The sequence below is a fragment of the Sphingomonas sediminicola genome, from assembly GCF_049991885.1.
Lineage (GTDB): Bacteria > Pseudomonadota > Alphaproteobacteria > Sphingomonadales > Sphingomonadaceae > Sphingomicrobium > Sphingomicrobium sediminicola.
This window is the reverse complement of sequence record NZ_CP178916.1, coordinates 2,642,513-2,655,958: the sequence shown is the minus strand read 5'-3', so window position 1 is coordinate 2,655,958 and position 13,446 is coordinate 2,642,513. Positions and strand designations below refer to the sequence as shown.

The 13,446-nt window shown below is 65.0% G+C and carries 11 protein-coding genes and 1 pseudogene; 4 read left to right on the top strand and 8 right to left on the bottom strand.

The window, feature by feature from the left end; translation table 11 throughout:
- Positions 1-86: 86 nt before the first annotated feature.
- The 5 genes from ACMC5O_RS13820 to ACMC5O_RS13800 form a co-directional block, all read right to left on the bottom strand.
- Positions 87-2,252 carry a sodium-translocating pyrophosphatase gene (locus tag ACMC5O_RS13820; RefSeq protein WP_187708296.1) on the bottom strand — a complete coding sequence of 722 codons (2,166 nt, stop codon included), beginning with the start codon at positions 2,250-2,252 and terminating at the stop codon, positions 87-89.
- Positions 2,253-2,411: 159 nt separating this feature from the next.
- Positions 2,412-3,374 carry a thiamine-phosphate kinase gene (gene thiL / locus ACMC5O_RS13815; RefSeq protein WP_187708297.1) on the bottom strand — a complete coding sequence of 321 codons (963 nt, stop codon included), beginning with the start codon at positions 3,372-3,374 and terminating at the stop codon, positions 2,412-2,414.
- A gap of 5 nt (positions 3,375-3,379) precedes the next feature.
- Positions 3,380-3,844 carry a transcription antitermination factor NusB gene (gene nusB / locus ACMC5O_RS13810; RefSeq protein ID WP_187708298.1) on the bottom strand — a complete coding sequence of 155 codons (465 nt, stop codon included), beginning with the start codon at positions 3,842-3,844 and terminating at the stop codon, positions 3,380-3,382.
- Positions 3,845-3,868: 24 nt separating this feature from the next.
- A complete protein-coding gene (locus ACMC5O_RS13805; protein ID WP_187708299.1) occupies positions 3,869-4,753 on the bottom strand; it encodes an alpha/beta fold hydrolase in 885 nt (294 codons plus the stop codon).
- Positions 4,750-5,646 carry a pirin family protein gene (locus ACMC5O_RS13800; RefSeq protein ID WP_426693024.1) on the bottom strand — a complete coding sequence of 299 codons (897 nt, stop codon included), beginning with the start codon at positions 5,644-5,646 and terminating at the stop codon, positions 4,750-4,752. The genes ACMC5O_RS13805 and ACMC5O_RS13800 overlap by 4 nt, the downstream gene beginning before the upstream one ends.
- 268 nt (positions 5,647-5,914) lie before the next feature.
- Between ACMC5O_RS13800 and ACMC5O_RS13795 the strand changes: the two genes are divergently transcribed.
- Positions 5,915-9,127 (top strand): autotransporter outer membrane beta-barrel domain-containing protein, encoded by a 3,213-nt coding sequence (locus ACMC5O_RS13795; RefSeq protein ID WP_187708300.1) that lies wholly within the window; start codon positions 5,915-5,917, stop codon positions 9,125-9,127.
- Between the two features lie 6 nt (positions 9,128-9,133).
- On the opposite strand, the gene ACMC5O_RS13790 is transcribed toward ACMC5O_RS13795, so the two are convergent.
- Positions 9,134-9,421, bottom strand: coding sequence for a BolA family protein (locus tag ACMC5O_RS13790; protein WP_187708301.1), 288 nt, complete (start codon positions 9,419-9,421; stop codon positions 9,134-9,136).
- Positions 9,422-9,480: 59 nt separating this feature from the next.
- On the opposite strand from ACMC5O_RS13790, the gene ACMC5O_RS13785 reads away from it, so the two are divergent.
- The gene (locus tag ACMC5O_RS13785) at positions 9,481-10,029 is read left to right on the top strand and encodes a J domain-containing protein (RefSeq protein WP_426693537.1); all 549 of its coding nucleotides are present in this window, start codon (positions 9,481-9,483) and stop codon (positions 10,027-10,029) included.
- Positions 10,030-10,047: 18 nt separating this feature from the next.
- Here the strand turns inward: ACMC5O_RS13785 and ACMC5O_RS13780 are convergent, their stop codons facing one another.
- Together ACMC5O_RS13780 and ACMC5O_RS13775 are read right to left on the bottom strand one after the other, a co-directional pair.
- On the bottom strand, positions 10,048-10,770 hold the full coding sequence (locus ACMC5O_RS13780; RefSeq protein ID WP_187708302.1) for a zf-HC2 domain-containing protein: 723 nt from the start codon (positions 10,768-10,770) through the stop codon (positions 10,048-10,050).
- Positions 10,751-11,258 (bottom strand): annotated as a pseudogene (locus tag ACMC5O_RS13775) (RNA polymerase sigma factor). The gene ACMC5O_RS13780 and the pseudogene ACMC5O_RS13775 overlap by 20 nt, the downstream one beginning before the upstream one ends.
- A 70-nt stretch (positions 11,259-11,328) precedes the next feature.
- Between ACMC5O_RS13775 and ACMC5O_RS13770 the strand changes: the two are divergent.
- Both ACMC5O_RS13770 and ACMC5O_RS13765 read left to right on the top strand, forming a co-directional pair.
- Positions 11,329-12,666: a S8 family serine peptidase gene (locus ACMC5O_RS13770; RefSeq protein WP_187708304.1), complete on the top strand. Its 1,338-nt coding sequence runs from the start codon at positions 11,329-11,331 to the stop codon at positions 12,664-12,666.
- 87 nt (positions 12,667-12,753) lie between these two features.
- Complete coding sequence (locus tag ACMC5O_RS13765) at positions 12,754-13,386, top strand: hypothetical protein (RefSeq protein ID WP_187708305.1); 633 nt, start codon at positions 12,754-12,756, stop codon at positions 13,384-13,386.
- Positions 13,387-13,446 lie beyond the last annotated feature (60 nt).

The window sequence follows — 13,446 nt, the reverse complement described above, 5'->3', positions numbered from 1 at the left end:
GGCGCGCCTCTGCGCCTGCTCGAGAACAAAGAAAAGCCCCGCCGCGGCAGTGCCGGGCGGGGCCGTTCTTCAGATCCGGTCGGCGCTCAGCCGGCCCCGTGACCAGCCAGAGCCGCGAGCAGGAGCAGCGCGACGATGTTGGTGATCTTGATCATCGGGTTCACGGCCGGGCCAGCGGTGTCCTTGTAGGGATCGCCGACGGTGTCACCCGTCACGGCAGCCTTGTGAGCTTCAGAGCCCTTACCGCCGTAATTGCCGTCCTCGATGTACTTCTTGGCGTTGTCCCAAGCGCCGCCGCCCGAGGTCATCGAGATGGCGACGAACAGGCCGGACACGATCACGCCGATCAGGACCGCGCCGAGCGACGCGAACGCATTCTCCGTGCCCGCAACCATGCGGATCACGAAGAAAACGACGATTGGAGTGAACACCGGGAGCAGCGACGGGATGATCATTTCCTTGATCGCCGCGCGGGTCACCAGGTCAACTGTGCGCGCGTAGTTCGGACGGACGCTGCCTTCCATGATGCCCGGATTGTCACGGAACTGGCCACGAACTTCCTCGACCACTGCGCCGCCTGCACGGCCGACGGCAGTCATGCCCATTGCGCCGAACAGATACGGAAGCAGCGCGCCCAGCAGGAGACCAACGATTACGTACGGGTTGGCGAGCGTGAAGTTGATGTCCGCATAAGCCACACCGAGATCGCCCGCGAAGGTGCGAAGGTCGGTCGTGTAGGCTGCGAACAGAACCAGCGCGCCGAGGCCCGCCGAGCCGATTGCATAGCCCTTGGTCACCGCCTTGGTGGTGTTCCCGACCGCGTCGAGAGCGTCGGTGCGTGTGCGCACGTCATCCTCGAGGCCCGCCATCTCGGCGATACCGCCGGCGTTGTCGGTGACCGGCCCATAGGCATCGAGCGCGACCACCATCCCGGCAAGCGCAAGCATGGCGGTCGCCGCGAAGGCGATGCCGATCAGGCCTGCAAGCTGATAAGACACGATGATGCCGACGCAGATGACGAGCGTCGGAAGCGCCGTCGATTCAAGGCTGATTGCCAGACCCTGGATGACGTTCGTGCCGTGGCCGGTCTGCGACGACTTGGCGATGCTCTTCACCGGACGATAACTCGTGCCGGTGTAATATTCGGTAATCCACACGAGCAGGCCCGTCACCGCGAGGCCGACGAGCATCGAATAGAACAAGTCCCAGCCGGTGAAGGCGCCGGTGAACTCACCAACCTTGGCCTGTGCGCCAACGTCGAGGCCGGCAGGCTCGCCGCCGACAGACGCGTTCAGGTCGCCGAGGACGAGCTGAGTGACGAAATAGATCGCAGGCACCGACAGCAGCGCGGTGACCCAGAAGCCCTTGTAAAGCGCGCCCATGATCGAGCCGCTCTTGCCGAGCCGGACGAAGTAGGTGCCGATGATCGAAGTGATGATGCAAACCCCTCCAATCAGCAGCGGAAGGGTCATCAGCCCGCCGACGTGGAGCGGCGTGCCGCCCACCAGCAATGCGATAAGAACCATCGTCGCACCGACGGTGACGACATACGTCTCGAAAAGGTCGGCAGCCATACCGGCGCAGTCGCCGACATTGTCGCCAACGTTGTCGGCGATCACGGCTGGGTTCCGGGGATCGTCTTCCGGGATCCCGGCCTCGACCTTGCCGACGAGGTCAGCGCCGACGTCGGCAGCCTTCGTGAAGATGCCGCCGCCGAGACGTGCGAAGATCGAAATCAGCGAAGCCCCAAATGCCAGCGCAACGAGCGCATCGGTAACCCCACGGTCGTTCGGAGCGAGACCACGAACGTCGACGAGGTAGTAGAAGAAGGTTGAGATTGCGAGCAGAGCGAGGCCCGCCACGAGCATGCCGGTGATCGCGCCCGAGCGGAACGCGATTGTCAGTCCGCCCTGCAGGCTCGTGCGAGCCGCTTCCGCAGTGCGCACGTTGGCTCGAACAGAAATGTTCATGCCGATGAACCCAGCCGCACCCGACAGCAGGGAGCCGAGCACAAAGCCCGCGGCCTGAACCGGGCCGAGGAAAATTCCAACGAGAATGGCTACGGCAACGCCGACCATTCCGATCGTCGTGTACTGGCGGCGCAGGTAGGCCGAGGCGCCTTCCTGGATGGCGCCGGCCACTTCGATCATGCGCTGGTTGCCCGCCGGCGCGTTGAGCACCTGGCGGCTCGTGAACAAGCCATAAAGCACGGCAATGAGGCCGCACCCGATCGCGATTAGAATGAGGTTCATCGAAAATTCTTCCCCGTTTTCGCGGCAATGCCGAACCGCCTGCAGGACGCAGACGGCGAACGGGGCGAGTGTTTATGGACCGAAATCGCGGCTGGCAACCGCGTTCGGCTTAGGGCTTAGTGAAGGAGCAGTGCCGTGAGGGCGCCAGAGATGAGCCCGCTAGCTGCGATCACCCATTGGCGCAGGGGAATTGCCGCGATGTTCATGACCCAAATGCTCCGGTAGCGGTACCGGACTTCCGCCGCTTGAAAGAGAGAGAAGAGATCCTTCAGCGGCGAGAGTCCCGATGCGGGCAATGGTCGTTCCGCGAGGTAAAGAAAGACTTAACGGATCGACGTCCGGAGGCATTGCCACGAGGAGCGCGTAGTCGTCACCTCCGGTCGCGGCGAACAGGCGAGCGTCGAGGCTTTCGCCACGCTCCGCGATGAATGCTTTCGACAGCGGGATCGCGTCGAGGTCAATTTCGGCATTCAGCGCACTCGCCTCGGCCAAACGCATCGCATCGAGCAACAGTCCGTCGGACACGTCCATCATTGCATGCGCATGTGGTGCCAAAACCTGACCGGGCGCGAGTAGAGGAACGGGCCGGCGATAGATATCGACCAGGGGACCGGTCGACGCGCCGTCTTCACGAAGCAATTCCAGTCCGGCGGCGGAATCTCCAAGCGTGCCGATGAGCCAAAGGACATCGCCGTCCTTTCCGCCCTTCCTGAGGGGTACTCGCTCGCCAGCCCGGCCGATGGCGGTAAGACCGAATACGCGCGGCGCTCCTGCTGGAAGTGCGATCGTATCGCCTCCGACCAACGCCAGCCCGTAGCTTTCGCAAGCTGCCTCGATTCCATCGAGGAAGCTCATGTCCCACGCGTCGTCGCCCGAAAGGGCGAGCGACAGGAGCGCCGCTGCGGGGCTCGCTCCCTTCGCCGCAAGGTCCGAGAGGTTCACTGTCACCAGCTTCCAGCCAACGCTCGCTGCCGGGTCCGCGGGCAGGAAGTGAACGCCCTCGGCGATGCTGTCGTGGGTCAGGACCAACCCATCCAGGAGGGCGGTGTCATCGGCGAGTCCCAAGGCGGCGGGACTGGTCGCAATCCGCCGGAGGCGCTGGATCGCCTGGGATTCACGCACTCGAACTACTCCGCGCGGGCCGGCCGCGCCTCTTTGGCAACTGCGTCGAGAAGCCCGTTCACGAAACCGCTCTCGCGCTTGTCATAGAACGCATGCGCAACATCGACATATTCCGAGATTACCGATCCCACTGGCACGTCCTTGCGCGCGAGGAGCTCGTAGGTGCCAGCGCGAAGGATTGCGCGCATCGGACGGTCCAGCCGATCGAGGCTCCATCCTTCGGCGAGCTTGTCGGCAATGGCGTCGTCGATCTCGATGCGGCGTGCGTCGACGCCGGTGACTACGTCGTCGAAAAAGCTCTGCTCGGCTTCAACATACTGTGCTTCCTCGATCGTCGCGCCGAGGCGATGCTCGTGGAACTCCCGGAGTAGCCGGGTAATTGGGATGCCCTCCATCTCCTGTTGGTAAAGCGCCTGCACCGCGGCAAGGCGGGCGGCGGAGCGCGAACGGGAGCGAGCAGCGGTATTCATCGCGCGGGCCTTAGCCCCGCAGGCTCAGCCGAGAAAGTCCCGAAGCGCCGATGCGACCTGATCCGGCGCTTCCCACGGCGCGAAGTGACCCGCATCCGGGAGTTTCACGACCGTCAAATCGTCCACCAACGCTTCAAGCCCTTCGAGCTGGAGCGGCAAAAGCGCCGGGTCCTTCATTCCCCACACAACGAGCGTTGGGACGTGGATCATGGGAAAGGATCGAAGCAGGAAATCGGGCACCGCAACCGTTGCGCCGGGCGGGGGTACGATAAGTTTGGTGGCCCGGTACCAGTTCAACATCGGAAGCATTCCGCCCGGCTGCGACCATTCCGCGATGTACTGCTGCTTCTCCGCTTCGGAGACGCTTGCGAGTTCGACATGGCTCATGAAGGTCTTCTGGAAGAAGGCTTCGAAGCCCATCGCCTCGATCGCCTTCTCGGCCCCAGGGACCCTGAACCAGTTGATGTACTGCGACGCCGCGCGCTGGTCCGCGTCCTCGATCAGACTCTTCTGGAAGATGAGCGGGTGCGGTGCGTTGATGATCGCAAGCTTGGTCAGCCGCGGGTCGTTGCGCATCGCTGCGGGCCAGGCGATCGCGCCGCCCCAGTCGTGCCCGACGAGCGCAAAGCGTTCGACACCGAACGCCTCGGCAAGCGCGAAGATGTCGCCGATCAATTTATCGCTCTCGTACTCATCGACATCGAGCGGACGGTCCGAGCCAGCGAAGCCGCGCTGGTCCGGCATGATCAGCCGGAAGCTGTCCTCGAGCAGCGGCGCCACGCCGCGCCATGTCCGGTGCGATTCCGGGAAGCCATGAAGAAGGATGACCGGCGGTGCGTCCTCCGGACCCGCAACAGCAACGTTCAGGGTTACCCCTGTAGAAAGCCCGACCCGCCGGAACTCCGTCACGGATAGCTTACCGTCAGCGGCACCTCGGGTAGCGGGATGAATTCGTCATGATCATCCGGCGGGAGAATGAATTCGCCAGCCCTCCACGCGCGCTTGGCTTCGTTGATCCGGTCGCGGCGCGACGACACGAAGTTCCACCAGACATGCCGCTCTCCCTCCATCGGCGCGCCGCCGCACAGCATCAGCCGCGCGCCGGCGTGCGAAGTCAGCAGCGGCAGATGACCCGGTGCCAACAAGGTGAGATGCATGGGGAGCAATTGGTTGCCGTCGACCGTCGCATCGCCCTCGATCAGATAGAGCGCCCGCTCGTCGGCTGGATGGTCGATCATCAATGCCGCCCCGGGCGAGAGCGTGATCGCGGCATAGATCGTCGGGGAGTGCTGCGTGACCGGCGACTGGATGCCGAACCCCTCTCCCATGATCAGCTGCAGCCGCACTCCATCGCCCTCGACCAGCGGCAAGGCGGCGGCAGGCGTGTGTTCGAACCCAGGCTCGAGCTCCTCCTTTGCCTGGGGCAAGGCGAGCCAGGTCTGGATGCCGTCCAGCTCCGGCCCGGCCGCGCGCTCCTCGGCTGGAGACCTTTCGGAATGAGCGATTCCCCGGCCGGCGGTCATCAGGTTTACGGCACCCGGCTCGATCCGCTGGAACGTGCCGAGGCTGTCGCGGTGATCGATCGCGCCTGCGAACAGATAAGTCACCGTCGCAAGGTTTATGTGCGGATGCGGTCGCACATCGATTCCGTCGCCCGGACGGAGGCGCGCGGGCCCCATCTGATCGAAGAAGATGAAGGGGCCGACCATCGTGCGCTGCTTGCTCGGAAGCGTCCGATGGACCTTGAATCCGCCGAGGTCGTGCGTGACCGGGGCGATCGTCATGGAGATCACGGAATCCATGGCGCGTTGCCCTACGCCGTCATGAGGCCGCGAAAAAGACCCGCCGAAGTTTCCTTGTCATTTCACATGCTTAACGATTGTTCATCTGGGCTTCAGGGTCGGGACGCTTAGGCGCGCTCATCCGGGGGCGTAACGAAGTGGCAGTCGCCGCGTCGGCCTCATCAGTTGGAACCAGCCTGTGTCGGGAGACGCCGTTTCCCGGAATGCTGACTCACATCATCGAAACGCAGCGGCACTCGCCGCCGCAGAAGAAAAGGGCATTTCTCGCATGCGTTTTCTGCTTGCTACGACGGGTCTTGGTGCAATTGCGGCGGCGACCGCGGCGGTTCCAGCACATGCCGAAACGGTTATCTCGACGGCGGTCACTACTCCGCAAACGACCAGCGCATCGGGCGATATCAAAATCTCTTCGACGGGCTCGGTGAAGCCCACGAGCGGCATCGGCGTCACGCTAAACACCAACAATTACGTCCGCAATGAAGGCACGATCCAGATCACCGGCGCCAACAACAGCGCGGGTGTTGTCGCCAACGCCGGAGTGACGGGCGAGATCACCAACAGCGGCACGATCACGATCGACGAGACCTATACGCCGACCGACACCGACAACGACGGCGATCTCGACGGCGCCTTCGCGCAAGGTTCGGGCCGGTGGGGCATCCATACGCTGGGCGGATTCACCGGCAATATCACGAATAGCGGCTCGATCTCGGTCAAGGGCAATCAGTCCGGGGGTATCCTCCTCGATGGCCCGCTGACAGGCAATCTCGTCAGCAGCGGCAGCATCACCGTGCTCGGCAACGACAGCTTCGGGATCAAGGCCGGCAACATCAGCGGCAACGTCTCGTTGCCCAAGGGGACGATCACGGTGCAGGGCGCCAATGCCGTTGGCGTTGCCCTAAACGGAGACATTGGCGGTTCGCTGACCATCCAGGGCACGGTCCAGTCGACCGGCTATCGCTACACCTCGGTTCCGGCCGATACGTCCAAGCTCGATGCGGACGATCTCCTGCAGGGTGGATCGGCGCTGATCGTCGCCGGGGATGTCGCCGGAGGCATCCTGTTCGACGCTCCGCCGAAGGATCTCAGCACCACCGACACCGACGAAGACGACGACGGGATCCCAGACGCGTCGGAAACCAAGGCGACGATCATCACTTTGGGCTCGGCTCCGGCGGTCCAGATCGGGTCGGCGACGGAAGCGACGAACATTGGTGCGGTCGCCAACTCCGGCGGTCGCGGAATCGTGATGAAGGGCTCGATCGTCGGCAACGGCCTCTACAAGGGCGTCGCCGGGAACGGCCTGGTGATCGGCGGGCTCGGAAACGCCGTAAACGTCGCCGGCGGGATCACGGTCGCCGGCACGATTGCGGCAACCGGTTCTGAAGCGAATGCGACGGCGCTCCGTATCGGATCCGGCGGAAACGTCCCGATCATCGAAAACAGCGGCCAGATCACCGCGACCGGCGGCGGGACCACGACGACCGGCTCGACTGCCATTCTCATCGATGCCGGTGCAAGCGTCACGACGATCAAGAACAGCGGTTCGATCATCGCGTCGCGCTCGGGCGCTGACGGCACGGCAGCAGCGATCGTCGACAAGGCCGGCACGGTCACCCTGCTCGAGAATAGCGGGTCGCTGGGCGTCGCCAATTCTTTGTCGCTGGGCGACAAAGGCATTGCCTTCGATCTCAGCGCGAACGGCGGCGGCGTTACCGTCCGCCAGCTCGTCGCAGCGACTGGTGCGGCGGCTCCGGCGATCAGCGGCCAGATGCTGTTCGGTGCGGGCAATGACGTGTTCGATGTTGCCGACGGCACGGTGTTCGGCACCGCCAAGTTCGGCGCCGGCAACAACAGCCTGTCGCTGTCGGGCGACGCGGTCTTCAACGGCGCGGTCCAGTTCGGATCGGGCAGCGATACGCTTCAGCTCGCCGGCACGTCCGTTCTTAAGGCGGACATCGACTTCGGCGGCGGCACGGACGTTCTGACCCTCGCCGGAACCTCGGCCTTCAACGGCAAGCTGAGTGGAAGCGCAGGTCTGGCCGTAAACGTCGGAACGGGCTCGACACTTAACGCGACCAATCTCGGGACCGTGAACCTGGCATCGCTGACGACCGGCGCAGGCTCGACGCTCGGCGTGACCATCGACTCTTCGACCGGCGAAGAGACCCTGTACAACGTCGCCGGTGCGGCGAACTTGGGCGCGGGATCGACGATCGATATCCACCTGCTCTCGCTTGGCGGGGTCGCGGGAACATACAAAGTTCTCCAGGCCGGCACTCTGACCGGCGCAGGCGGGCTTTCCAGCTCGGTCGAATCGCTTCCGTTCATCTTCGACAGCAGCCTGGTCACGTCGACGCCCAACGAGATTTCGGTCACGATCCGGCAGAAGACGGCCACCGAGCTCGGTCTCAACGGGTCTGAGGGCGCGATCCTGAGCGCGGTCCTCAACGCCGCCGATTCCGATGCGGCAGTCGCGGGCGTGTTCCTCGGCGTCGAAGACAGCGCGACGCTGCGCAACACTCTGCAGCAGATGCTGCCGGACCATGCGGGCGGTGCGTTCGAAACCGCGACCAAGGGTTCGCGCCTGATCAACCGCGTCTTCACCGACCCGAAAGCGCCCCTCGCGAAGCGCGGATCGCTTGGCTTCTGGATGCAGCAGGTTGCCTGGGGCGGCAGCAAGTCGATCGGCGCGTCGTCGTCCTACGATATCAGCGGATGGGGCGCGTCGGGCGGCGTCGAAACCGCAGTCGGTCCGCTCGGAAGTGTCGGCCTCTCCCTGGCTTATCTCTCCGGCAAGGACAGTCGCAACATCAACGACAACGAACTGGTCAGCAGCCAGTACGAGGGCGGCGCCTACTGGCGCGGGGCGCTCGGGCCGGTGCGGGCATTCGCACGCGCGATGGCCAGCACGCTCAACTTCGACGGCAGCCGCTTTTTCAACGGCACCGTCGGCGGAACGGCAGTCAGCCGCGAAGCCAAGGGCAAGTGGAAGGGCACGATGTGGTCGGGCGCCGCTGGCGTGTCATACGATGCGCAGTTCGGCCGCTTCTCGCTCCGTCCGACCGCCGCGATCGAATATTATTCGCTCAAGGAGAAGGGCTATACGGAGACCGGCGGCGGCGACGCGTTCGACCTGACCGTCGACAGCCGCAAGAGCACGGAGACCTCGGCCTCTGGGACGGTCGCTCTTGGCTACGAGATCATCCAGGGCCGCGGTCCGGACGAGGGCTGGTTCCGAGTCGAGCTCGAGGGCGGCCGGCGCGAGATCCTCAGCGGCAAGCTGGGAGCGACTACCGCGCGGTTCGGCGACGGCGATCCGTTCACGCTGACTCCCGAAAAGCGGACGAGCGGCTGGGTCGGCGGCCTCCGCCTGATGGGCGGCGGATCGGGCATCGCGGTCACCGGCGAAGTCAATGCCGAGGAGCTTCAGAGCAAGATGTCGCTCGGCGGCCGCCTAGGCCTCCAGTTCACCTTCTAGGCGACCTCATTCCTCACCGGGTGCGCGCGCTCTGATCTGGAGCGCGTGCACCCGCTCGTGCATCAGTTCTCCAAGCGCCCGATAGACGAGACGCTGGCGTTCCACGCGCGACTTGCCGGTGAATAGCTCGCTTTCAATCTCGAGAGAGAAATGGCTCTCGCCGGCCGGGTTGTAGCCGCCATGCCCGCGATGCTTCTCGCTATCGTCGGTCAGCGCGATCCTGCTCGGCGAAAGCGCCGAGTCGAGGCGCTTCAGCATTTCAGTCGCGACGGGTCCGGTGGCGGTCGTGTCCATGGTTCCTATATATGCCGGCTGATCGAACGAGGAAGTGAGTGGCATCGAGTCATCCCAAAATGCATGGACGGGTCGAGGGAGCGCGGGATCGCTGCGCAGTCCCCGGGTGCCGTGCTCCCGGCGAGTTCAAGGCGCCGCTGCAGCCTGCCAATTTCGACGGCCCGGGCTCATGGCGATTCCTGTGCCTGGAGCACGTCCGCGAGCACAATTCGAAATACAATTTCTTCGAAGGCATGAGCCCCGACGAGATCACCGAAGCCCAGTCGCCGATCGCGGGATGGGATCGGGCGACGCGCGCCTTTGCGCATGCCGGTAGCGACCCCGCGCCATCTTGGAGCGACTTTGCCGATCCGCTGGAAGCGATCTCGGGCCGGTTTCGACGGAAGCACAACGAGGACACGACGCGCTTCTCGCGCCACGAGCAGCGTGCACTGAGCATCCTCGGACTCGGTGAAGATGCCGATCTCAAGGCGGTCCGCAGCAGCTACTCGAAATTGGTACGGCGCTTCCATCCTGATCGAAACGGCGGCGACCGAAGCCACGAGGGGCGTCTCGGAGAAGTGATCGAGGCGTATCAGACGCTGCGGAAGTCGGCAGCTTTCACCTAACTTTCACCTAGCTTTCACCTAGCGCCAGCCGCGCTCCATCGCCGCTTTCTCCTGAGCCGCATCAAACGGCTCACCATCGATCGACGCATCGACGGCCTCCATCAGCTGTGGGTCACCGCCACTAGCCATGCGATAGTCAGCAGCTTGCCCCTCGGCCCCCTGGAAGAGGCTGCGGATTCGCCAATCACCACCCTCGCGGCAAGCGAGCCCGCTGGCCGCCCGATCTTCGAACGTTCGGCAGATTGCGCCGGACGTGTCGCGGTATGTGAGCCCGATGCGCGGACCAGTATTCGCGGGAGCGCTGGCAAGCTGAGTCGAAAGCGCCTGTTCGAGGCCCGCAGCGGCGACAAGCTTTCCGTCCCGCGGGTGGATCGGGCTGCCTTGCCCACCGCCGAGCTGGCTACCCGCAAAGACGCCGATCGCGAGAGTTGCCGCAAGAGCGGCGGCCTGGACCCAAAACGGCTGGGCAAGCCGCGCTTGCCGCCTGGACCGGGCATCGGTGAGACTCGCGACCTTGCCGTCGCCTTTGAGCATCGCCTGCAGCCGCTCTGGGACCGGCTGCGCCTCCACGGCGCCGAACGCGCCGCGCAGGCCGGCGGCCATCGACCGATGTTCGGCCGCCATTTTCGACAATTCCGGATCGGCCGCGACTGCCGCTTCGACCCGCGCGGCCTCATCGGGTGAAAGCTCTCCGTCGAGCCATGCGAAGAACTTCTCTTCCTCAACCATCAGCAGACCCACCCAACATTTCCAGCAGCGCCGTGCGCCCGCGCACCAGCCGGCTCGACACGGTTCCGATCGGCAGGTCGAGCATTTCCGAAACCTCGCGATAGCCGAAGCCCTCGACGAGGATCAGCGCGACGATTTCGCGCTGCTCGTCCGGCAGGCGATTCATCGCCGCCATGGCGCGCTTTAATTCGAGCGACGCGTCCATGCTTTCGCGCGGATCCTCGCCGACGAATTGCGCTTCTTCCTCCGGCGCCTCGTGCTTCTCTTTCCGCCCGCGCGCACGGGCGGTGTCGATCCAGAGATTGCGCATGATCCGGTAGAGCCATGAGTTCGAGCCTGGACCCCGGCTCCCATTGCCCGCGGGAACGCAAGGCACGCTCGATCGTCGCCTGAGCCAGATCGTCTGCATCGGCCCCGTTTCGGCTCAAGGAGAAGGCGAACCTTCGCAGCCGCGGGAGCAGCTGCGTCAGCTCGTTCTCGAACGTTTCGGATGATCCCATTCGCCCTCATGCGGATGAAACGACGCTTCATCATCGTTTCATCCCCAAACGCATAAAAAGAGGTCACGCGATGTCCAGTTTTGTTCACCGAGCGCTGATTGCCGCCACTGCCGCCGCCGTCCTTGCGGGCAGCGCGGGCGCGCAATTGCTGCCGGGCGTGGGCCTGCCCGCGCTGCCTCCGGTAGGCCTCCCTACACGCGACCTTCCGGTTGCCGGACCAGTGCTCCAAACCATTCTCGCGCAGCCTGGCGCCAGCGAGGCGGTGGCTCCGACCCTCAATTCGGTCTCCGGCCTGCCCGAACGCCTCGCCGAAGCGCCGCCCGCCACGCTGCTCGAGTTGCGCCAGCTCCGCCTGCGCGAACTCATCCGGCAATATCCGCGCGAGCTCGAGAATGACGGGAACGGTCAGCCGGTAAGGCGCGGCGTCCTGGTCGTCGTCGATCCCGATCCAGCGTCGCTCCAGAGAGTGTCCCAAGCAGGGTTCGGCGTCGTTTCGGATGATCGCGATGCAGAGCTTGGAATTCGCAACGTTACCCTATCGGTCCCTCGTAACCTCTCGACCCGGCAGGCATTGAAGCGCCTCCGCTCAGTCGCCCCGGGCCTGCAGGCCGACTTCGACCATCTGTACGAGCCGGCGGGAGGCGCTTTGCTCCCTTTCGCAGGAGCCCTCGCCGCTAGCGCAGGAGCTGGAGGCGGCCCGCGCATCGGAATCGTCGATGGCGGAGTCGCATCGCACCCCTCCATGGCGGGCGCGTCGATCGAGCAGAACGGCTTTGCTGGACGCCCGCAGCCGACGGGACACGGTACCGCGGTCGCCTCGCTGATCGTCGGCAACCAGGGTCCGTTCCAGGGCGCCGCCCGCGGCGCCTCGCTGTTCGTTGCAGACGTCTACGGCGGCTCGCGCGCTGCCGGGTCGGCAAGCTCGATCGTCCGTGCCCTGAGCTGGCTCGCATCCAAGCGGCCGCAAGTGATCAACATCAGCCTCGTCGGTCCACAGAACCGGCTGGTCCAGCGAGCGGTGCAGGCCCTCCGCGCGCGCGGAATCGGGATCGTGGCTGCAGTCGGCAACGACGGCCCCGCCGCTCCGCCTCAATACCCTGCATCCTATCCGGGCGTGGTTGCAGTGACCGGCGTTGATGCGCGCGGTCGAGCTCTTCCGGAGGCCGGAAAGGCCGCGCATCTCGATTTCGCAGCGCCGGGCGCGGACATGGCCGCCGCGCTTCCAGGCCAGGGTTATGCGAAAGTTCGTGGGACGAGCTTTGCCGCTCCGCTCGCGACTGCGCGCCTCGCTCTCAGCGGCTCCTTTCAGCGGCTCGCTTCGGAAGCGCGCCCGGGCAGAGGCCGCGTCGGGCGAGGTATCGTCTGCGGCACGTGCCGAATCGATCCGCGAGCGGTCGGCGCAAAATAATTCCAACTCCGGGATGAAGCGGCGAGTCCGCGTCGTTCTCTTGTCTGAGGGCAGCAAAATGCCCTCCAGAATTGGAAGGAGAATCTCATGTTGAAGGTCATCCTGATCGCCGGTGCTGCGGTCGCATTTGCGGGCACTCCCGCGCAGGCCCAGCTGCTGGGCGGTGTCACCGGAGCCGTCAACGGCGCGGTGGGCGGAACGCTCGGCGGAACGGTCAACGGGACGCTGGGCGGAATCGTGAACTCCACAGGTAATGCCGGCGGAGCCCTCGGCGGATCCGGTTCGATCGCAAACAGCGTGACGAGCACGATCACGAACAGCGTGTCGGCAGCGGGCAACGTCAGCGGTCATGGCAGCGGAAGCGGCTCGGGCAATGTCGGACTAGCAGGAGTCGTAACGGGCGCGGGCAACGCGGCCGGCTCGGTGACCGGCGCTGCAAACGGTGCTGGCAACCTCGCAGGGTCCGTCACCGGCATGGCGAACGGAGCAGGCAACGCTGCCGGCTCGCTCAATGGCGCACTGAATGGCGCCGGCAACGCTGCCGGTTCGATCACAGGTGCGGGCACGGGCGCTCTCGGCGGCTCGGCCAGCGGCTCCGGTTCGGCGAGCGGCAATGCGAATGCCAACGCCGGTCACAACAACGGCTCGCTTTCAGTCGGTGCGAGCGGAAGCGGCAATGCCAACGGCAACGGCAATGTCGCAATTTCCTACGGCAACTAGTCGCCCCTGACGCCTCCTTCAGGGGTCCCCCGGCCCGTCGCCTTCCCCAGGGCGGCGGGC